We start from the raw sequence: 19,832 nt of genomic DNA, 5'->3' as shown, positions 1-19,832 counted from the left end.
ATCTTTGAGTTGCTAGCTGTACTTCACTAGCGCAGAGCCGAGTGCTTTTGCGTGGTGAGACTGAGCAGATGGAACCCCTATGTTCAAACAATTGATTTGCGTGCTACTGCTGATGAGCTACGTCATTGCACCGGCAAGAGCGGAGCAGGGCTGTCCTTATACAACGCAGATCGCATACGCCGACGGCCATTATCGCGCCAAGGACCATGGCCTGCGCTGGCAAAGCCCGAGGGTTGCGTCTCGTGGTGTTATCGACGGATTCATTGGCGCAGTGTTCATGCCGGCCGAGGGCGAGGAGAGAGGAAACGGCTACATGGACAAGTGCATCTACCGCACCAGTCGGAACGGGGTGGTAGCGTTGAGGCCACGCAAGGGCAATGAGGTTATCAACATGTCGTTGACCAGCACCTTGTATTGGGAGCTGCAGCCCGATGCGTTCAAGTTGCCGGTGTACACCTGCACGGACAGCCAGCCGGACAATTGCGCTTTCAAGGTCAACGACAAGCGTACAGACCTGTCAGTAGTCAGATAAATCCGCCAGAGGATTCCTACCTTCCCAGGCCTTGTCAAAGTGCGCCTGCACCACCGCTTCCGGCAGTGTGTTGATATCCGGCCAATGCCAATGAGGCGTCTGGTCTTTGTCGATCAGGCGCGCCCGAACCCCTTCGGCGAACTCCGGATGACGGCAGCAATTGAGGCTCAGGGTGTATTCCATCTCGAATACCTGGGCCAGGGAGAGGTGACGGGCGCGCTGGAGTTGTTCCCACACCAGATGCGCCGTCAGCGGGCAGCCCTCACTGAGGGTTTTGCCGGCGCGGTTCAATAGCGGGTCGCTGTGGTCGCGCAGCAGGCTCAAGGCGCGCCAGGCACAGCGCACATCTCCTACATCCAGCCATTCGTCGATCTGTGCGCGGCGCGGTAGCCATTGCGCTTCGGGTTGCTGGCTGTCTGCCTCCTGGGCCAGCGCCTTGAGCAGACTGTTGAGCTGCATCGCGCTCTGTTCCTGCCAGTTCAGCTGCAGCAGGCCATCGAGCAATTCGTCTTGCTGGTCATCGCGCAGGAAGCGGTCGGCCAGGCCCAAGTCCAGTGCGTCGCGGCCGTTGATATGGGCGCCGGTGAGGCCCAAAAACAAGCCGAGCTTGCCCGGCAAGCGCGACAGGAACCAACTGGCACCCACATCCGGGTACAAGCCAATGCTGATCTCGGGCATGGCCAAACGACTGCTCGGCGTAACGATACGCACGGCGGCGCTTTGCAACAGGCCCATGCCACCGCCCAATACATAACCGTGGCCCCAGCAGATCAACGGCTTTGGGTAGGTATGCAGGCGGTAGTCAAGACGATATTCAGCGGCAAAAAACTGCGCGGCCAGGGCTGGAACCTCACCGGGCTGTTCACGGCACGCCTGGGCCAGGCTGCGTACTTCGCCACCGGCGCAAAAGGCTTTGGCGCCGTTGCCGCGCAGCAGCACGCAGACGATCTGCGGGTCTTTGGCCCAAGCCTCCATGCGCTCATCCAGGGCCAGGATCATCGGCAGGGAGAGGGCGTTAAGGGACTTTGGCGCATCCAGGGTGGCGATGCCGATGCGGGCGCCGCCACTGCCGGTCAGTTCTTCGAAATGCAGGTTCATCGTGACCTCAATCGAGAAGGTGAAGGATGAGTATGATCCCTTCGTGGGAAAGTGCCGGTGCTATGTCAGATCAATTGACAAGCGGGGTCGGCTTTCCTAGGGTTCGCCTCATTCTTTTTTACAAGACAATTGAACTATGACCGATGGCGACCGTATCAAACTCGAACCCAGCTGGAAACACGCTCTGCGCGATGAGTTCGAGAAGCCCTACATGGCGCAATTGCGCGAGTTTCTGCGCCAGGAACATGCCGCTGGCAAAGAGATCTACCCGCCCGGCCCATTGATTTTCAACGCCCTCAATTCCACGCCCCTAGACAGGGTCAAGGTGGTGATCCTCGGCCAGGACCCTTACCACGGCCCTGGCCAGGCCCACGGCCTGTGCTTCTCGGTACAACCGGGCGTGCCGGCACCGCCGTCGCTGGTCAATATCTATAAAGAACTCAAGCGCGACCTGAACATCGACATCCCCAACCACGGTTACCTGCAAAGCTGGGCCGACCAAGGCGTACTGATGCTCAACACCACCATGACGGTGGAGCGCTCCAATGCCAATGCCCATGCGGGCAAGGGCTGGCAGTTTTTTACCGATCGGATTATCGAAGTGGTCAGTGAGCATCAGCCGCACTTGGTGTTCCTGCTGTGGGGCGCCCATGCTCAAAGCAAGCAGAAGCTCATCGACGCCACCAAGCATCTGGTGCTGACGTCGGTGCATCCGTCACCGTTGTCGGCGTATCGCGGGTTTCTGGGCTGCGGGCATTTCAGCCGGGCCAACAAGTTTCTTGAGCAGAATGGTGAGGCCCCGATCGAGTGGCGGCTGCCGCCACTCTGAACCGGACGACGTCGGGCTACAAACGGACTTGTGACACCGTGCTATTGCCAATATTGGCAACATAGGCGGTTCGGCCGTTGGGGGTCACGACGATACCCCGCGGTTTGTTGAAGCCAGTGAGGGTACCGGTTACGGTTTGTGTGCGGGTATTGAGAATGCTCATGCGGTTACCATCGGTTTCCGTGATGTAGGCGATCTCGAGCATAGTATGAAAGGCCACCTGAAAGGGAGCTAGCAAACCGGTCAGTATCCTACTGACCTGTGCGGTGGAGGTGTTGCCGATATAGACCTCACCACGATCTTGGTAGGTGATGTAGACCTGTGCGTTGAAGCGAGCATGCGCAATGGAGGTAGGTTGGCCGGCAACGGTATTGGTTTGGGTCACCACCCTGTTAGTTCCAAGGTTGATGCTAGTCCACCCATCAAGATCCGAGGCAAGGTGTAAACGGGCGTTGCCTGGTGCTATCGCGATCTCTCGAGGGTAGCGTACTTGGGGGGCGGCGATTCGCTGGTGAGTGGAGGCATCGATCACTACCAACTCTGAAGCGCCTTGGTCGGCGACGTACAAGCGTGTTCCGGTAGAATTCAAGGCCAACCCATTGATAGTAGTAAACCCCCTTATATGGTCACTGACGTTATCGGTCAAAGTGTCTATCACGGTGATCGGCGTATTGCTGGCCTGGCTGTTATCGCTGGCGTAAAGGCGCGGGGCAGTGGGGTGCATTGCCAGCCAAATGGGCGATCCCACAGTGGTGATTGTCCTGAGGACGCTAAAGTTCGCTGTGTCGATGACAGTAATGCCTTGTGGCAATGTGGAGCTTGCTACATACAGACGCGTTCCATCCCCATTGAGTACTAGGTGATTGGGGGACCCCGGGACGGCAACCGTATTTACGATTGCGACGGGTTCTTCATTTTCGTTTTCGAGCGTTGTTTCGGTTGGGGTCACCACGATTGCGCTCCTCAGTGGGAAGTCGCTCCATGAAAGGCCGCTAAGGTGAGTTTGGCTAGCTGTGAAGATTGCCAGTTCAGACAAACGGTCGTGGCCCTTGAGGGGCCACTTCCAGAATTAAGATTGGCGGTTCCAGTGCCTGAACAACGGCTCTGCCAAAAACAGCACAAACAGCAGACGCATCACCTGCATTGCCGTCACCAACGGCACCGACAATTGTAGCGTCTCGGCCGTCAGGCTCATTTCTGCAATGCCGCCGGGCATCATGCCCAGGGTCAGCGAACGCAGGTCCAACTGGGTCAGAGCGCTCAAGCCCACCGCCGCCAATGTCGCCAGCAGCATGGTCAATGCCGTGCCAATCAAGGTGCGGCCCATAAACGACGGTGCACGACGAAAGAACTGCCGATTGAAGTGGCAACCCAAACCGCTGCCGATCAACCATTGGCCGATCTGGCTGCCGCCGTCTGGCAGGCCGATGTGCAAGTCCCAGGTCACGCTGGCCACCGCACTCACCAGCAATGGCCCGAACAGCCAAGGGTTGGGTTGGCGCAAGCGTTGCCAGCCCCAGGCAATCAGCGCGCCCACCGGAAACAGCAGGGCCAGCCAGGCCCAGTCCACGGGCGCCGGATGAAACTGCGGCGCGCCGCCCCCGAGCAAATATTTGAAGATCGCCGGCACACACAGCACCACCACCAGCACCCGCAGGCTTTGCCCGGCCGCCACCCGGCTGAGCACCGCGCCATTGCGGGCGCCGAGGTTGACCATCTCGCCGGAACCGCCGGGCATGCTGGAAAAAAACGCCGTGGCGCGGTCTTCACCGCTGCGGCGCATCAACCACACGCCCACCACGCTCGACATGCTGGTGACCAGTGCGCCGAAAAAGATCAAGCCGAAGTGGCTCATCACCTGCTCGATCACCACCGGGGTGAAGTGCAGGCCAATGCCGATGCCCACTACCCATTGGCCGCATTTGCGCCCGCCGGGAATCTCCGCCAACTGCCAGGGCGTGAGGCAACGCACCAGGATGATCGCCAGCAACGAGCCGACCATGTACGGCAAAGGCCAGCCCACCAGGCTGGCCAGGTAACCGCCGGCCAAGCCGACCAGCGGTGTTCCCCACCAATGTTTAAAGGTGACCTCAGACATCGGCCAGGGCACGACGCTGTTGCACGCGTTTACGCCAGATACGCAGCAGCGGTACGAGCAGCATGATTGCGGTGAGTACCCAGACGCCAAAGGTGATCGGGCTCGACCACAGGATTTCCAGCGCACCGTTGGAGATCGACAGCGCACGGCGCAGGTTCTGCTCCATCAGGCCGCCGAGGATAAAGCCCAGCAGCAGCGGCGACAGCGGGAAGTCCAGCTTGCGCAGGATGTAGCCGAAGATGCCGATGGCGATCATCAGGAACAGATCGAAGGTGGTGGCATGCACGGCGTACACGCCAATCGCGGTGATGATGGCGATCACCGGCACCAGCGCCCAGTTCGGCACGGCGAGGATACGGGTGAAGATGCGGATCATCGGGATGTTGAGCACCACCAGCATGATGTTGGCAATGAACAACGAGGCGATCAGGCCCCAGACAATGTCCGGTTGCTGTTGGAACAGCAGCGGGCCAGGGGTGATGTTGTACAGCGACAGGGCGCCGATCATCACCGCCGTGGTGCCCGAGCCAGGAACGCCGAGGGTCAGCATCGGTACCATGGCGCCGCAGACCGATGCGCCAATCGCGGTTTCAGGGGCGGCCAGGCCGCGCATGTCGCCTTGGCCGAATTTGCCGCTGGCACCTGCGATGCGTTTCTCGGTCATGTAGGCAACGGCCGAGGCCATGGTCGCACCGGCACCCGGCAACACGCCGATGATAAAGCCCGACACGCCGCAACGCAGGTTCACGGTGAGCACCGACAAGGCTTCCTTGGCGTTGAACATCATGCGCCCGGTGGCTTTCACTGCTTCCTGGCCACGGTGGGTTTTTTCCAGCAGCAGCAAAATCTCGCTGATGGAGAACAGGCCGAGTACCAGCACCACGAACTGGATACCGTCGGTCAGGTGAATATTGTCGCCGGTAAAGCGGTATACACCGCTGTTGGCGTCGATGCCCACGCAGGAAAGGAACAAGCCGATCAGCGCTGCAACGAAGGTCTTCAGCGGTTTGTCACCGGCCATGCCGCCCAGGCAGACAATCGCAAACACCATCAATACGAAGTATTCCGCCGGGCCAAAAGCAATCGCCCACTTGGCCAGCAGCGGGGCGAACAGCACCATGCCGCAGGTGGCGATAAACGCGCCGATGAACGAACTCCAGGCCGACAACGACAGTGCCACGCCAGCCAGGCCTTTGCGGGCCATCGGGTAGCCGTCGAGGGTGGTCATCACGGTGGACGCTTCGCCCGGGATGTTCAGCAGAATCGAACTGATGCGGCCGCCGTATTCGCAGCCCAGGTACACGGCTGCCAGCAGGATCAGCGCCGACTCGGGCGGCAAGCCCAGGGCGAAGGCGATGGGGATCAACAGCGCCACGCCGTTGATCGGGCCCAGGCCCGGCAACAGGCCGACCACGGTGCCGATCAGGGTGCCGCACAGTGCGGTCACCAGGTTATAGGGGCTCAGCGCAATGCCGAAACCCTGGCCCAAATAGCCAAAAGTATCCATATCAGTTCTCCAGAACGTCGAGCAGGCCGAGGGGCAACGGTACGTCCATGGTTTTATCGAACAGCAGATAAAGACCGACGCTCATCAAGGTGATGATCACCACGCTGGGCCACCAGCGGCCGCCGTACAGCCGTGCCATCGGAATACCGATCAGCATGCTGCTGAGAATGAAACCCAAGGATTCGAACGTGCCGGCAAACACCAGCAGCAGGGCCACACAGATGCCGATCTTGATCAGCGTGGGTCGATCCAGCGCCGGTTCGTCGTCGGTATGCTTGGTCGCCTGCGGGCGAATCATCATGTAGACAAGCGCCAGGCCCATCAGCCCGAGCAGCAGCAGGGGGAAGGCTCTTGGCCCTACGGGTTCGTAGGAAAAGGCCGCCTGATACGGCCAAGCCATCAGTGCCAGGCCGATACAGGCCAGTAACAGCACCGCGGCAAAAATGCGTTGTAAGAGCATAGAAAACTCCAAGGCCCCTCTTGTAGGAGCGAGCTTGCTCGCGAAAAACGTCAACGATGACGCCGGCCATCCTGGATGCACACGGTGTACTTGCGTTCCTCGCGAGCAAGCTCGCTCCTACAGGGGCATTACACAAAAGAGGGGCGGTTACTGGATCAGGCCGAACTCTTTGGCCAGCACTTTGTAGTCAGCCACCTGCTTCTTCACGTAGGTGTCCAGCTCCTGGCCGGTCATGGCGAACGGGAACAGCTCACGCTGGTCACGCAGCTTGGCGAACTCCTCGGAGGCCAGCAGTTTGTCGAAGGCGTCTTTCCACCAGGCGTAGTCGGCATCGCTGACCTTTGGCCCGAGGTAGAAGCCACGCACCACCGGCCAGACGATGTCGTAGCCTTGCTCTTTGGCGGTCGGAATGTCCTTCATCTCTGGCTCGTCCAGGCGCTTCTCGGAGAACACTGCCAGCAGGCGCATGTCGCCACTTTGGATATGCGGCATGGAGTCGGAGATGTCGGTACTGCCCACTTGGATGTGACCACCCAGCAAGGCCGTAGCGATTTCACCGCCACCCTCAAGGGCGACGTAACGCAGTTCGCGCGGGTTGATCCCGGCGGCCTTGGCGATCAGCGCGGTTTGCATCCAGTCCTGGCTGCCGACGGTGCCGCCGGAGCCGATCACCACGCTGCCTGGGTCTTTCTTCAAGGCTTTGACCAGGTCGTCGAGGGTCTTGTAGGGCGAGTCGCTTTTCACCGCGATGGCGCCATAGCTGGTGCCCACTGCCGCCAACCAGCGCACGGCGCTTTCATCAAAACGGCCGAACTTGCCCTGGGCCAGGTTCAGCAGCGAACCGCTCGACCAGGCAACCAGGGTGCCGGCGTCCGCAGGGCGCTGGGCGACGACTGCGTTGTAGGCCACCGCGCCCACGCCGCCTGGCATGTAGGTCACACGCATCGGTTTGGTCAGCAGCTTTTGGTTCACCAGCGCGCTTTGCGCCAGTTTGCAGGTCAGGTCAAAACCGCCGCCGGGGGAGGCCGGGGCGATGCATTCCGGACGCTTGGGTTCGTCGGCGGCCAGCAGTTGGCCGGCGAACAGCATGCAGCCGGCGGCGAGGGCAAATTTACGCAGTGAAAGGGTCATGGTGATCTCCATCGTTTTTGTTATGAGGGGGGTACTACCAAAGTGCGACGCTGTAGCTGACCAGCAAGCGCATTTCATCTGCGTCACGGGCCGAATAGTTGGAGCGATAGGTGGCGTTACGCAGGCGCACGGCCACATCTTTGAACGTGCCGCTTTGCACCACGTACTTGATCTCGCTGTTGCGTTCCCACTCCTTGCCGGTCTCGCCGTTCTTGAGCTTGATGTTGTCACCCGAGAGGTAACGGCTCATGAAGCTCAAGCCCGGAATGCCCAGCTTGGCGAAATCGTAGTCGTAGCGTGCTTGCCAGGAGCGTTCTTCGGCGCCGGCAAAATCGTTGATCTGCACGAAGTTGACCAGGTACGGGTCACTGCCATCCACATACGGGAAGGCGCTGTCGCCGGACATGTGCTGGTAGCCGGCGCTGAGCTTATGGCCATTGAGAGCGTAGCTGAACAGGCCGTTGAGGGATTTGTTATCGATGTTGCCGCCGCGGGCCGAGCCGGTGTCATCACTGATCGCCAGGCGCAGGTCGGCGGCGAAGGTGCCAGGGCCCATCGGGCGGGATGCGACCATGCCGAGGAAGTGCTGGCGGTAGACGTCGTCGAGTTGGGCGAAGTGGTAGCTGCCGGTGATCTTGTCGGCGAACTTGTAGTCGACGCCACCGAAGTTGAAGTGCTTGCCGGTGGCACCGCTGAGAAAGCGGCTGTTCTTGTTATTGAGCGCGATGTCTTCGTAGTTGGTGTCGTCGCGGTCCTTGGCTTTGTCCAGGCGGCCACCGGTGAACAACAGGTTCTTGAATTCCTTGGAGGTGATCAAGCCACCGTTGAAGGTCTGCGGCAGGATGCGCCCGTCGTTGGGCTTGAGAATCGGCAGTTCGGGGATCAGCGAGCCGATCTTAAGCTCAGTGGCGGAGATTTTCACTTTGCCGGTCAGGCCCAGCTTTGAGTACTCGTTGGCGGCGCGGCCGTCATCGTGGGTCGGCAGCAGGCCGGTGCCGGTGCGGTCGGGGCTGGAGTCGAGCTTGACGCCGAGCATGCCCAGCGCATCCACGCCAAAGCCGACGGTGCCGTCGGTGTAGCCCGATTGCAGGTTGAGCATGAAGCCCTGGGCCCATTCGTCGCGCTTGGATTGCTGGGCACTGGTACCGTCGCGAAAGTCGCGGTTGAAGTACATGTTGCGGGTTTCCAGGGTCGCGCTACTGTCTTCGAAGAAGGCAGCCTGGCTGAGCGGCGCAAAGCCGGCAAGGGCGGCGGCACTGGCGAGGGCGGTGTGGGTCAGGCGGGAAGAGCGAACAGGCGGGCAAGCCTGTGGCTGGGTCGACAGCATCGTGGTGTACTCCGTTATTGTTCTTATTTTGGCGAAAACGCTTCAAGGCGTTTTTCGGGCGCTACGGGTCAGGCAACTCGGCGGGCATAGACCACCGTGGTTGGATGCTAAAGGGCGAAGCTTTCACTAACCTTTCAATCGCCTTTCAATGTTTTCGGGCTTCACAGGCCAGGTTGCAGCTGTAAACTGCCGGGCAAAGCGTGGCGCCGACCACCCCTGAATGAGGTAGAAATCCATGCGTGTCCTGTTGGTTGAAGACCATCTGCAGCTCGCCGAAAGTGTCGCCCAAGCGCTCAAGAGCATGGGTTTGACCGTTGATGTATTGCATGACGGCGTGGCGGCGGACCTGGCCTTGAGCAGCGAGGAATACGCCGCGGTGATCCTGGACGTGGGGTTGCCGCGCCTGGATGGTTTCGAGGTGCTCGCGCGTTTGCGGGCACGTGGAAAAAACCTGCCGGTGCTGATGCTGACCGCTCGCAGTGATGTAAAAGACCGCGTGCACGGCCTGAACCTGGGCGCCGATGACTACCTGGCCAAGCCGTTTGAACTCACGGAGCTTGAAGCACGGGTCAAGGCACTGTTGCGGCGCAGCGTGTTGGGCGGCGAGCGCCAGCAGACCTGCGGTGTGCTGGTGTACGACCTCGACACCCGGCGCTTCACGGTCGCAGGCGAACTGATGACCTTGACCTCCCGAGAGCAGGCGGTACTCGAGGCCTTGATTGCCCGCCCGGGCCGCGTGATGAGCAAGGAGCAATTGGCTTCCCAGGTATTCGGCCTGGACGAGGAGGCCAGCCCCGACGCCATCGAGATCTACGTGCATCGCCTGCGCAAGAAGCTCGATGGCCAGCCCATCGCCATCGTTACCTTCCGCGGCCTTGGCTATTTGCTGGAAGCCCGTGATGCATAAGCCCAGCAGCCTGCGCTGGCGCTTGCTGTGCAACCTCGCGCTGTTGCTGGTGCTGTTGATGCTCGCCAGCGGCATGAGCGCTTATTGGAACGGTCGCGAAGCCGCCGACACCGCCTATGACCGCACGCTGCTGGCCTCGGCACGCACCATTGCCGCCGGCTTGACCCAGGTGGACGGCACCCTCAGCGCCAATGTGCCTTATGTAGCCCTGGACACCTTTGCCTACGACAGTGCCGGGCGCATTTATTACCAGGTCAATGACATTGATCAGAAGCTGATTTCCGGTTACGAAAACCTGCCCGGCCCGCCGCCCGGCACGCCCCGCACCGACGATTACCCAGCCTTGGCGCGGTTCTACAACGCCATGTATCTGGGCCAGCATGTACGGGTGGTGAGCCTGCTCAAGGCCGTCTCGGAACCGAACATGAATGGCATGGCCGAAGTTCGTGTCGCGGAGACCGACGAAGCGCGGGTGGCCATGGCTCGCAGCCTGATGGCTGACACCCTGCTGCGCCTGGGCATGCTCGCCATCGGTGCATTGTTGCTGGTGTGGTTCGCGGTCAGCGCCGCCCTGCGCCCGCTGGAACGCCTGCGCACGGCTGTAGAAGAGCGCCAGCCCGATGACCTGCGGCCCCTGCCTTTGGTGGAAGTTCAGGACGAGTTCGGCCCACTGGTGCGCTCGCTCAACCATTTCACCGAACGTCTGCGCGGGCAGTTCGAGCGCCAGGCGCAGTTTATTGCCGACGCTGCCCACGAACTGCGCACACCCCTGGCGGCGCTCAAGGCCAGGCTGGAACTGGGCCTGCGTGCCGAAGAGCCGGCCACTTGGCGCAGCACCCTGGAAACGGCCGCCCAGGGCACCGACCGCCTGACGCACCTGGCCAATCAGTTGTTGTCACTGGCGCGCATCGAAAACGGTGCTCGCGCCATTGCCGAAGGCGGTGCGCAGTTGCTCGATCTAAGCCAGCTGGCCCGTGAGCTCGGTATGGCCATGGCGCCGCTGGCTCACGCGCGGGGCGTGGCCCTGGCGCTGGAGGCCGATGAGCCGGTATGGCTGCGCGGCGAACCGACGCTGCTTAATGAGTTGCTGAGCAACCTGGTAGATAACGCCTTGGCCCATACGCCGCCCGGCGGCAATGTGATTCTGCGGGTGACGGCCCCGGCGGTGCTGGAGGTGGAAGATGACGGCCCTGGCATCCCACTGGATGAGCGGGACCGTGTGTTCGAGCGCTTTTATCGACGCAGCCAGCAGGGCATGGGGTCGGGCTTGGGGTTGGCGATTGTCGGGGAGATTTGCCGTGCGCACCTGGCGCAGATCAGCCTGCATGATGGCGAGCTGGCGGGGCTTAAGGTACGCGTGAGTTTTATCGCGGGTTGATCAGTAAAACATCGAGCGCGCTTCGTCCAGTTCGCTGCGCAGGGCGTCGCTGTGCAGGTCTATGCGTAACTTCATGAGGGCCGGCAGTGTGGCAATCGGCACGCTCCCCAGGGGATGGTCGGTGCCGCGGTGGCAGTACAGCGCGGCGACCTGCACCAGGTCGACGTAGTCCAGGCTGGCAGAGTCGCGTGTCAGGTCCAGGTATTGGCCCGGCACGTTCACCAGCATCTCGGGAAAGTCCCACACCCGTAGCAGCTTGTCCCCCAGCACCGGGTGGATGCTGTCGATGACGTGGTTGAGGCTGACGGGGTCGGACAGCAGCTCATAATGGTCCTCGGCATACGTGAGGATCGGCAGCACGCCGATTTGATGTACCAGGCCGCCCAGCGCCGCCTGGTCTGGCTTGAGCTGGCTGTGGCGACGGCACAAGGCGTAGCTTACGCCTGCCACCTCCAGGCTGCGGCGCCACACGTCGCGCATTTTCTGTTCGACCACCTCGGAGCGGGCGTGAAAGATCTGCTCCATCACCAGGCCGATGGCCAGGTTGCTGCTGTAGTTGGTACCGAGCCGGGTAATGGCGGTGTGCAGGTCGGTGACTTCCTGGCTGGCCCGCAGCAACGGGCTGTTGACCACTTTGATCAGGCGCGCCGACAGGGCCGTGTCACGACTGATCACCTTGCTCAGGTGGCTGATGCTGATCTCCGGGTCTTCGGCGGCCTGGCGAATTTTCAGGGCCACCTCCGGCAATGTCGGCAGAACCAGGTCATCGTTATCGATGGCCGTTACCAACGCTTGTTGGACTTTTTCCGCCAGCTTGTTCATTCATGCTCTCTAGGGTGCTGCAAAAAAGTACGGCGATTAACGCTGGATCTCGCGATCTCGGTCCAGTTGGTAGGGCAGGTCAAGCAGGTGCAAGCCCGGGCCTTCCAAGGTGCCCAAGCGCACGTCGCCACTGTCGGCAGCTTCGGCTTGCAGCACCGCGAGAAGTTCAATCGACTGGTCAGCTTTTGCGGCGATGACCACTTCGCCGATTGCGCTGTTATGGCTGGGGGAAAACAGTGGAGTACCTGGCTCGGGGAGTTCGGCTGTTTCCAGGCTCAGGCGATACAAGCGCCGCTTGAGTTTGCCCAGGTACTGCATACGCGCGACGATTTCCTGGCCGGTGTAGCAGCCTTTCTTGAAACTCACGCCGCCCACGGCTTGCAGGTTGAGCATCTGCGGGATGAACAGCTCGCGCGTCTGGGGCATCACCTGGCCGATACCGGCACGGATCTGGCCAAGCAGCCACGCATTCAAGTCAGCCTGCTGCAACTGTGCGGCCAATTGGCTGCGCACGGTGTCGGCGTGTTCGGCAGGTACCCAGAGTTCGGCACGGCCCGGCGAAACGCGGACGGCGATCAATGCCTCGTTGCGTGCCACGCTGTCGGTCTCGACCGGCAGTTCCAGGCCCAGAGCGGTCAAGGCCGCGTCTGCGTTCGCCAGGCCGAAGCGCGCCCAGGCAGCGCTTTCGTCGGTGAGCTTGGACTTGGAGAACACCGCGTACTTTTTCAAATCCGCCAACTGTGGCTCTAGCAACTCGGTGGCCATGGCCAGGAGTACGCCATCACCCTGTAGCAGGATGCGGAAGCTCGACTGCATCCGGCCTTTTTGCGTGCAGCGCGCGCCCAGGCTGGCCTGGGTATCACTCAGGTAATTGAGGTTGCAGGTCAGTTGGCCCTGCAGAAACTTGGCAGCATCAGAACCGCGGACGGCGAGAACGCCTTCGTGGGACAGGGAGCAGAAAAAAGCGGAGTCAGCCATGGGTCATCGCAGGTCAAAAAGTCATGGGTGCATCATAGAGGGGCGTCCGGCAAATGCATAGTTTCGTCGCGGTCGACCAAAGCCGACTGTTCCGGTGTCGTCGGGGCTGTATACTTGCGCTCTAATTTAGGAGGGCTCCATGGTCGAAGATGTAGAAATCAATCGCCTCTACTGGCACAGCCGTCGCGGCATGCTGGAGCTGGATGTGTTGCTGGTGCCTTTCACCAAAGAGGTGTACGCGACGCTCAATCAGGTGGACCGCGACCTCTACGTCAGGTTGCTCACGTGTGAAGACCAGGACATGTTTGGCTGGTTCATGGAGCGCGCCGAATCCGAAGACCCGGAGCTGCAGCGCATGGTTCGGATGATCCTGGACCGTGTCCAGCCCAAGTAATTGTTTCGAATGCCGCTGGCAGGCCTCGCGGCTGTTGCTGGCGGCCTATGTGCTTGCCCAACTGATCGCGCTGGGCAGCCTGCTGGCTCTAAACCTGCCTTACTCAAGCCTTGGCATCCTGTTATGCCTGGCTCATTGTGCCTGGATATTACCGCGGCAAATCCTGCTCACTCACCGTTCGTCGATTCGTGGCCTGCGCCGTGACGACGATGGCTGGCAATTATGGAGCGCCGCACGCGGGTGGCACCCTGTGCAACTGCGGCCCGACAGCCTGGCGTTGCCGCTGATCGTGGTGTTGCGTTACCGGGTGCAGGGTGAACGGCGAGTGCAGTCCATCTGCGTGCCCAAGGATGCGCAGGCCGCCGATGTGCACCGGCGCCTGCGTGTACGCCTGAAGTTCAGCCGCCGTAGGTGGTTGGCACCAGGATAGTGTCGCGGGCTTCGGGCAGCATCTGGGGGTAGTCGAGGGTGTAATGCAGGCCGCGGCTTTCCTTGCGTTCCATGGCCGAGCGGATCATCAACTCGGCCACTTGGGCCAGGTTGCGCAATTCGATCAGGTCGCGGCTGACCTTATAGTTGCTGTAGAACTCATCGATCTCATCCAGCAGCAAGCGCACCCGATGTTGCGCCCGTTGCAGGCGCTTGTTGGTGCGCACGATACCCACATAGTCCCACATGAAGCGCCGCAGCTCGTCCCAGTTGTGGGCGATGATCACGTCCTCGTCCGAATCGGTAACCTGGCTCGCGTCCCAGCGGGGCAGGGCGGCCGGTACCGGGATACGCGGTAGTTGCTCAAGAATGTCCGCTGCCGCCGAGCGCGCATACACGAAGCATTCGAGCAGTGAATTGCTGGCCATGCGGTTGGCGCCGTGCAGGCCGGTGAAACTGGTTTCGCCGATGGCGTACAGGCCTGGCACGTCGGTGCGGCCATGCTGGTCGACCATTACGCCCCCGCAGGTGTAGTGCGCGGCGGGTACCACGGGGATCGGGCCCTTGGTGATGTCGATATTGAAAGTCAGGCAGCGTTCGTAGACGGTCGGGAAGTGGGTCTTGATGAAGGCTTCGGGCTTGTGGCTGATGTCCAGGTACACGCAGTCGATACCCAGGCGCTTCATTTCGTGGTCGATAGCGCGGGCGACGATATCCCGTGGCGCCAGCTCGGCGCGTGGGTCGAAGCGCTGCATGAAGCGCTCGCCATTGGGCAGCTTCAAATGCGCACCTTCACCGCGCAGGGCTTCGGTGATCAGGAAGCTCTTGGCCTGCGGGTGATACAGGCACGTGGGGTGGAACTGGTTGAATTCCAGGTTGGCGACCCGGCAGCCCGAGCGCCAGGCCATCGCAATGCCGTCGCCGCAGGCACCGTCGGGGTTGCTGGTATAGAGGTAGACCTTGGCGGCGCCGCCCGAGGCGAGAATGGTGAAACGTGCGCCATAGGTATCGACTTCACCGCTGGTGCGGTTGAGTACGTAGGCGCCCAGGCAGCGCTCGCCCGGCAAGCCCAGGCGTTTTTCGGTGATCAGGTCGACGGCGACGCGCTGCTCCAGCAATTGGATGTTGGGGCGTTGGCGGGCCTGCTCGAGCAGGGTCTTGAAAATCGCGGCCCCGGTGGCATCGGCGGCGTGAATGATTCGGCGATGGCTGTGGCCGCCTTCGCGGGTCAGGTGGAACTCAAAGCCGCCGTCGTCGCTGCCGGCATGTTCATCACGGGTGAAGGGCACACCTTGGTCGATCAACCATTGGATGGCTTCCCGGCTGTGCTCGACGGTGAAGCGCACGGCGTCTTCATTGCACAGGCCACCGCCAGCGTTAAGGGTGTCTTCGACGTGGGATTGCACGGTGTCGGTGTCATCCAGCACTGCAGCAACGCCGCCCTGGGCCCAGAAGGTCGAGCCGTTGGCCAGGTCGCCTTTGCTCAAAACCGCTATACGCAAATGGCTGGGCAGGGTCAGGGCCAGGCTCAAGCCGGCGGCGCCGCTGCCGATTACGAGGACATCGTGTTGAAACTGTTGGCTCATTTGACGGATTCCGCAAAAAGCGATCCAAAGGGGGCGCAAACAGGACGCCTGGATCGGCGAATCAAAGGGTCACACGGGCCACTAGTATATAGAGGGGTGGAGCGGCACAATAGCCACGCCTTCGTGGCATTGTGAGATTATGCTGCGCAGCTTTGGGAAATGGCCGGTTGGCGGGACGGGAACTTTTTGCATAAGCCCCGACTCAATAGCAGGTTGCCCGAAAGCTGGGAAAACGTTGAGTTTATTGGCCCGTCGGGAGCATTGGACGCGTCACGAAACCGGCGACAAGATTATTCGCGCAGCCGGCACCGACCGTGCTGCGTTTTTCGTGTGTGCCAAATCAGTGCATGCCGGAAACTTGCTTGAAGGGGGAGAACTTTTGCGAAAAGCCCGAGTCTATGTTTGCAAGCCTGATCGTTTAGTTATGCAAGCCTCCTTCAAGTACAACGAGGAGTGTTCATGCTAACCCAGGAAGAGGATCAGCAGCTGGTCGAGCGCGTACAGCGCGGTGATAAGCGAGCATTTGATCTGCTAGTGCTGAAATACCAGCACAAAATTCTCGGGTTGATCGTGCGGTTTGTGCACGACACCCATGAAGCGCAGGACGTTGCACAGGAAGCCTTTATCAAGGCTTACCGTGCACTTGGAAATTTCCGCGGTGACAGTGCGTTTTACACGTGGCTATACCGCATCGCCATTAACACGGCGAAAAACTATCTGGTGTCACGCGGTCGCCGCCCACCAGACAGTGATGTCAGTTCAGAAGATGCTGAATTCTACGATGGTGATCACGGCCTCAAAGATCTCGAGTCGCCGGAGCGTGCATTGCTGCGCGACGAGATCGAAGGCACCGTCCATCGCACTATTCAGCAACTGCCAGAAGATTTGCGTACGGCGTTAACTTTACGTGAATTCGATGGTCTGAGTTACGAAGACATTGCGAGCGTCATGCAATGTCCGGTGGGGACTGTGAGGTCACGGATTTTCCGGGCCCGGGAAGCCATCGACAAAGCCTTGCAACCGTTGTTGCAGGAAAACTAAAGACAGCGGCGACAGCCAAGAGAGGAACCGCCATGAGTCGTGATGCCCTGCAGGAATCGCTGTCCGCAGTGATGGATAACGAAGCGGATGAACTGGAACTTCGTCGAGTGCTCAATGCATTTGATGACGCCCAAACCCGTGATACCTGGTCTCGTTACCAAGTCGCTCGGGCGGTGATGCACAAGGATCTCCTAATCCCTCGTCTGGATATTGCTGCGGCCGTTTCTGCTGCACTGGCTGATGAAGCCGTTCCGGCAAAAGCCTCGCGTGGTCCATGGCGCAGCCTGGGTCGTCTGGCAGTGGCCGCTTCGGTGACCGTTGCTGTGTTGGCAGGTGTTCGCCTGTACAACCAGGACGAGATCGCAGGCAACGAGCTGGCCCAACAGACTCAGCAACCGGTCATGGCCGGTCCGCAAGTCAAAGGCCCGGCCGTGCTGGCTGGCTACAAGGAAAGCACCGATACCACCGGCCCTATGGCCAATGGTGTACTTCAGGGGCAATCCGGCTGGCAGGATCAGCGCCTTCCAGGCTACCTGCGTCAACATGCGCAGGAATCGGCCGCCAAAGGCACTGAAAGCGCTCTGCCATACGCTCGTGCAGCAAGCCAGGAAAACCGCTGATTCGCTAAGGAGCCCTATGCGCGCCATACCGCTCCTTACGCTTTTGCTCAGTAGTTGGTTTGCACTATCCGCCCATGCCGATGAAGCCCAAGACTGGCTGACTCGACTTGGGCGTGCAGAGCAGCAGCAAAGCTTTGAAGGTACGTTTGTCTACGAACGTAACGGCAGTTTTTCCACCCATGACATCTGGCACCGCGTCCAGGATGGTCATGTCCGTGAACGCTTGTTGCAGCTTGATGGCTCCGCCCAGGAAGCGGTTCGGGTAGACGGCCGGGCGCAATGCGTCAGTGGCATGTTGGTTGCCAGCCTCGGTCATTCTTCTGATGCACCCTCGCGTGTTCTTGATCCCAAAAAACTCAATCCATTCTATGAACTGGCCGTCATTGGCAAATCCCGCGTGGCTGGTCGTAATGCGGTGATTGTGTCGATCAGTGCGCGTGACCCTTACCGTTATGGGTTTGAATTACACCTGGATCGTGAGACTGCGCTGCCGCTCAAGTCCTTGCTGCTCAACGATCAAGGGCAGTTGTTGGAGCGTTTTCAGTTCACGCGCCTGGATACTTCGGCTACCCCTTCTGACCAGGACTTGCAGCCCAGCGGCGACTGTTCGCCGGTAACAATGTCCGCCGTTAAAGCACCTGACCTGTCTGCCACGCAAAGGTGGCATCTGGACTGGCTACCGCCTGGTTTCCAACAGATCAGCAGCGCTACGCGCAAAGATCCCCAAACGAAATCTACCGTCGACAGCCTGATGTATGACGATGGGCTCGCGCGTTTTTCGGTGTTTCTCGAGTCGGCCAGTGGCGCTGACGTGAATGAAACCCGCGCTCAGCTTGGGCCAACCGTGGCAGTCTCGCGGCGCTTGAATACGGTGGATGGCGAAATGATGGTCACGGTGGTGGGCGAAATTCCCATCGGCACTGCTGAGCGTATCGCGTTGTCGGTGCGTGGTGAAAAGGCCGCCGCCAAGCCCTGAGATTGTTAATCTTATGTTCATCCTGTTGTTTCAATCTGAGCCCGAATTTCGTTGGGTGCTGGGTGTATGAAATTTCTGGATCAGCATTTTCACTTGCAAAAACTTCCCATGTTTTTTATAGGTCAGGGTTTGATGGCTCTGGCCTTGTTTGTTCGCGGAACAAAAATGCCGGTCGCAGTATCCGGCGTTTATTGAACCCTGTCGCTTAACCCTGCTCGTCGTAACGGGAGCTGTATGTCGATACCACGTTTGAAGTCTTACTTATCCATAGTCGCCACAGTGCTGGTGCTGGGTCAGGCCTTACCTGCGCAAGCGGTCGAGCTGCCTGACTTCACCCAACTGGTGGAGCAGGCCTCGCCTGCCGTGGTGAACATCAGTACCACGCAGAAGCTGCCGGATCGCAAGGTCTCGAACCAGCAGATGCCCGACCTGGAAGGCTTGCCGCCCATGCTGCGCGAGTTCTTCGAGCGAGGGATGCCGCAACCACGCTCCCCCCGTGGCGGCGGTGGCCAGCGCGAAGCCCAATCCCTGGGCTCCGGTTTCATCATTTCGCCTGATGGCTACATCCTCACCAACAACCACGTGATTGCCGATGCCGATGAGATTCTCGTGCGCCTGGCCGATCGCAGTGAACTCAAGGCCAAGCTGATTGGCACCGATCCACGTTCCGACGTGGCCTTGCTTAAAATCGATGGCAAGGATTTACCGGTGCTTAAACTGGGCAAGTCCCAGGACCTGAAGGCCGGTCAGTGGGTGGTCGCGATCGGTTCACCGTTCGGCTTTGACCACACCGTTACTCAAGGCATCGTCAGCGCCATCGGTCGCAGCCTGCCAAACGAAAACTACGTGCCGTTCATCCAGACCGACGTGCCGATCAACCCGGGTAACTCCGGTGGCCCGCTGTTCAACCTGGCCGGCGAAGTGGTGGGGATCAACTCGCAGATCTACACCCGCTCCGGCGGCTTCATGGGCGTGTCCTTCGCGATCCCGATCGATGTGGCCATGGACGTCTCCAATCAGCTTAAAAGCGGCGGCAAGGTCAGCCGCGGCTGGTTGGGCGTGGTTATCCAGGAAGTGAACAAGGACCTGGCCGAGTCCTTCGGTCTCGACAAGCCGGCCGGTGCCCTGGTTGCGCAGATTCAGGACAATGGCCCTGCGGCCAAAGGCGGCCTGAAAGTCGGTGACGTCATCCTGAGCATGAACGGCCAGCCGATCATCATGTCGGCGGACTTGCCTCATTTGGTCGGCGCGCTCAAGGCCGGCGGCAAAGCCAAGCTGGAAGTGATTCGTGATGGCAAGCGCCAGAACGTCGAACTGACCGTTGGGGCAATTCCGGAAGAAGGCGCGACCCTGGATGCCTTGGGCAACGCCAAGCCAGGTGCCGAGCGCAGCAGTAACCGCCTGGGTATCGCCGTGGTTGAACTGACCGCCGAGCAGAAGAAAACCTTCGACCTGCAAAGCGGTGTGGTGATCAAGGAAGTTCAGGACGGCCCAGCCGCCTTGATCGGCCTGCAGCCGGGTGACGTGATCACTCACTTGAACAACCAGGCAATTGACACCACCAAGGAATTCGCCGACATCGCCAAGGCGTTGCCGAAGAATCGCTCGGTGTCGATGCGCGTCCTGCGTCAAGGCCGTGCCAGCTTCATCACCTTCAAGCTGGCCGAGTAATCCGCTAGCCCCATAAAAAAGCCCCGCTGCCGGTTAACGGCAGCGGGG

The 19,832-nt window shown here is 60.4% G+C and carries 21 protein-coding genes; 11 read left to right on the top strand and 10 right to left on the bottom strand.

What is annotated here, in order from left to right; genetic code table 11:
• Positions 1–79 precede the first annotated feature (79 nt).
• The gene (locus tag CRN80_RS29795) at positions 80–532 is read left to right on the top strand and encodes a DUF3757 domain-containing protein (protein WP_098952473.1); all 453 of its coding nucleotides are present in this window, start codon (positions 80–82) and stop codon (positions 530–532) included.
• Here CRN80_RS29795 and CRN80_RS29790 read toward each other — a convergent pair.
• Entirely contained in the window at positions 518–1,630 is a 1,113-nt protein-coding gene (locus CRN80_RS29790) for an enoyl-CoA hydratase/isomerase family protein (RefSeq protein WP_098952472.1), read from the bottom strand. The genes CRN80_RS29795 and CRN80_RS29790 overlap by 15 nt on opposite strands.
• Positions 1,631–1,766: 136 nt before the next feature.
• On the opposite strand from CRN80_RS29790, the gene ung reads away from it, so the two are divergent.
• The gene (gene ung, locus CRN80_RS29785) at positions 1,767–2,459 is read left to right on the top strand and encodes a uracil-DNA glycosylase (RefSeq protein ID WP_098952470.1); all 693 of its coding nucleotides are present in this window, start codon (positions 1,767–1,769) and stop codon (positions 2,457–2,459) included.
• Positions 2,460–2,475: 16 nt separating this feature from the next.
• On the opposite strand, the gene CRN80_RS29780 is transcribed toward ung, so the two are convergent.
• The 6 genes from CRN80_RS29780 to CRN80_RS29755 form a co-directional block, all read right to left on the bottom strand.
• Positions 2,476–3,411, bottom strand: coding sequence for a YncE family protein (locus CRN80_RS29780; protein ID WP_098952468.1), 936 nt, complete (start codon positions 3,409–3,411; stop codon positions 2,476–2,478).
• Positions 3,412–3,528: 117 nt separating this feature from the next.
• A complete protein-coding gene (locus tag CRN80_RS29775; protein ID WP_032892993.1) occupies positions 3,529–4,557 on the bottom strand; it encodes an AbrB family transcriptional regulator in 1,029 nt (342 codons plus the stop codon).
• Positions 4,550–6,064: a tripartite tricarboxylate transporter permease gene (locus CRN80_RS29770; protein WP_032892992.1), complete on the bottom strand. Its 1,515-nt coding sequence runs from the start codon at positions 6,062–6,064 to the stop codon at positions 4,550–4,552. Before CRN80_RS29770 ends, CRN80_RS29775 begins: the two co-directional genes overlap by 8 nt.
• 1 nt (position 6,065) lies before the next feature.
• Positions 6,066–6,524: a tripartite tricarboxylate transporter TctB family protein gene (locus CRN80_RS29765; protein ID WP_044272791.1), complete on the bottom strand. Its 459-nt coding sequence runs from the start codon at positions 6,522–6,524 to the stop codon at positions 6,066–6,068.
• A 147-nt stretch (positions 6,525–6,671) separates the two neighbouring features.
• The gene (locus CRN80_RS29760; protein ID WP_169918518.1) at positions 6,672–7,661 is read right to left on the bottom strand and encodes a tripartite tricarboxylate transporter substrate binding protein; all 990 of its coding nucleotides are present in this window, start codon (positions 7,659–7,661) and stop codon (positions 6,672–6,674) included.
• A gap of 28 nt (positions 7,662–7,689) precedes the next feature.
• Complete coding sequence (locus CRN80_RS29755) at positions 7,690–8,982, bottom strand: OprD family porin (RefSeq protein ID WP_098952467.1); 1,293 nt, start codon at positions 8,980–8,982, stop codon at positions 7,690–7,692.
• A gap of 235 nt (positions 8,983–9,217) precedes the next feature.
• On the opposite strand from CRN80_RS29755, the gene CRN80_RS29750 reads away from it, so the two are divergent.
• Both CRN80_RS29750 and CRN80_RS29745 read left to right on the top strand, forming a co-directional pair.
• Positions 9,218–9,889: a response regulator gene (locus tag CRN80_RS29750; protein WP_014717358.1), complete on the top strand. Its 672-nt coding sequence runs from the start codon at positions 9,218–9,220 to the stop codon at positions 9,887–9,889.
• Positions 9,882–11,267 carry a sensor histidine kinase gene (locus CRN80_RS29745; protein WP_098952465.1) on the top strand — a complete coding sequence of 462 codons (1,386 nt, stop codon included), beginning with the start codon at positions 9,882–9,884 and terminating at the stop codon, positions 11,265–11,267. Before CRN80_RS29750 ends, CRN80_RS29745 begins: the two co-directional genes overlap by 8 nt.
• On the opposite strand, the gene CRN80_RS29740 is transcribed toward CRN80_RS29745, so the two are convergent.
• The gene (locus tag CRN80_RS29740; protein ID WP_098952463.1) at positions 11,268–12,089 is read right to left on the bottom strand and encodes an HDOD domain-containing protein; all 822 of its coding nucleotides are present in this window, start codon (positions 12,087–12,089) and stop codon (positions 11,268–11,270) included.
• A gap of 36 nt (positions 12,090–12,125) precedes the next feature.
• Entirely contained in the window at positions 12,126–13,067 is a 942-nt protein-coding gene (locus tag CRN80_RS29735; RefSeq protein ID WP_032892987.1) for a folate-binding protein YgfZ, read from the bottom strand.
• Positions 13,068–13,206: 139 nt separating this feature from the next.
• Here CRN80_RS29735 and CRN80_RS29730 point away from each other — a divergent pair, with 139 nt between their 5' ends.
• Together CRN80_RS29730 and CRN80_RS29725 are read left to right on the top strand one after the other, a co-directional pair.
• Positions 13,207–13,461, top strand: coding sequence for a succinate dehydrogenase assembly factor 2 (locus CRN80_RS29730; protein ID WP_014717362.1), 255 nt, complete (start codon positions 13,207–13,209; stop codon positions 13,459–13,461).
• Entirely contained in the window at positions 13,445–13,891 is a 447-nt protein-coding gene (locus tag CRN80_RS29725; protein WP_098952462.1) for a protein YgfX, read from the top strand. Before CRN80_RS29730 ends, CRN80_RS29725 begins: the two co-directional genes overlap by 17 nt.
• Here CRN80_RS29725 and nadB read toward each other — a convergent pair.
• Positions 13,860–15,476 (bottom strand): L-aspartate oxidase, encoded by a 1,617-nt coding sequence (gene nadB / locus CRN80_RS29720; RefSeq protein WP_032892985.1) that lies wholly within the window; start codon positions 15,474–15,476, stop codon positions 13,860–13,862. The genes CRN80_RS29725 and nadB overlap by 32 nt on opposite strands.
• A 459-nt stretch (positions 15,477–15,935) precedes the next feature.
• On the opposite strand from nadB, the gene rpoE reads away from it, so the two are divergent.
• The 5 genes from rpoE (at position 15,936) to CRN80_RS29700 (ending at position 19,784) form a co-directional block, all read left to right on the top strand.
• The gene (gene rpoE, locus CRN80_RS29715) at positions 15,936–16,517 is read left to right on the top strand and encodes an RNA polymerase sigma factor RpoE (RefSeq protein WP_003172477.1); all 582 of its coding nucleotides are present in this window, start codon (positions 15,936–15,938) and stop codon (positions 16,515–16,517) included.
• A gap of 32 nt (positions 16,518–16,549) precedes the next feature.
• Positions 16,550–17,137: a sigma-E factor negative regulatory protein gene (locus tag CRN80_RS29710; RefSeq protein WP_032892984.1), complete on the top strand. Its 588-nt coding sequence runs from the start codon at positions 16,550–16,552 to the stop codon at positions 17,135–17,137.
• Positions 17,138–17,153: 16 nt separating this feature from the next.
• On the top strand, positions 17,154–18,113 hold the full coding sequence (locus CRN80_RS29705; protein WP_098952460.1) for a MucB/RseB C-terminal domain-containing protein: 960 nt from the start codon (positions 17,154–17,156) through the stop codon (positions 18,111–18,113).
• Positions 18,114–18,179: 66 nt separating this feature from the next.
• Complete coding sequence (locus tag CRN80_RS31945) at positions 18,180–18,308, top strand: hypothetical protein (protein ID WP_256557875.1); 129 nt, start codon at positions 18,180–18,182, stop codon at positions 18,306–18,308.
• Positions 18,309–18,347: 39 nt separating this feature from the next.
• Positions 18,348–19,784, top strand: a complete 1,437-nt coding sequence (locus CRN80_RS29700) for a DegQ family serine endoprotease (protein ID WP_014717365.1) — start codon at positions 18,348–18,350, stop codon at positions 19,782–19,784.
• Positions 19,785–19,832: the final 48 nt, after the last annotated feature.

The organism is Pseudomonas sp. FDAARGOS_380 (assembly GCF_002591235.1).
GTDB lineage: Bacteria > Pseudomonadota > Gammaproteobacteria > Pseudomonadales > Pseudomonadaceae > Aquipseudomonas > Aquipseudomonas salmasensis.
The sequence above is the reverse complement of the archived record's forward strand: the minus strand, read 5'-3'. Positions and strand labels throughout refer to the sequence as shown.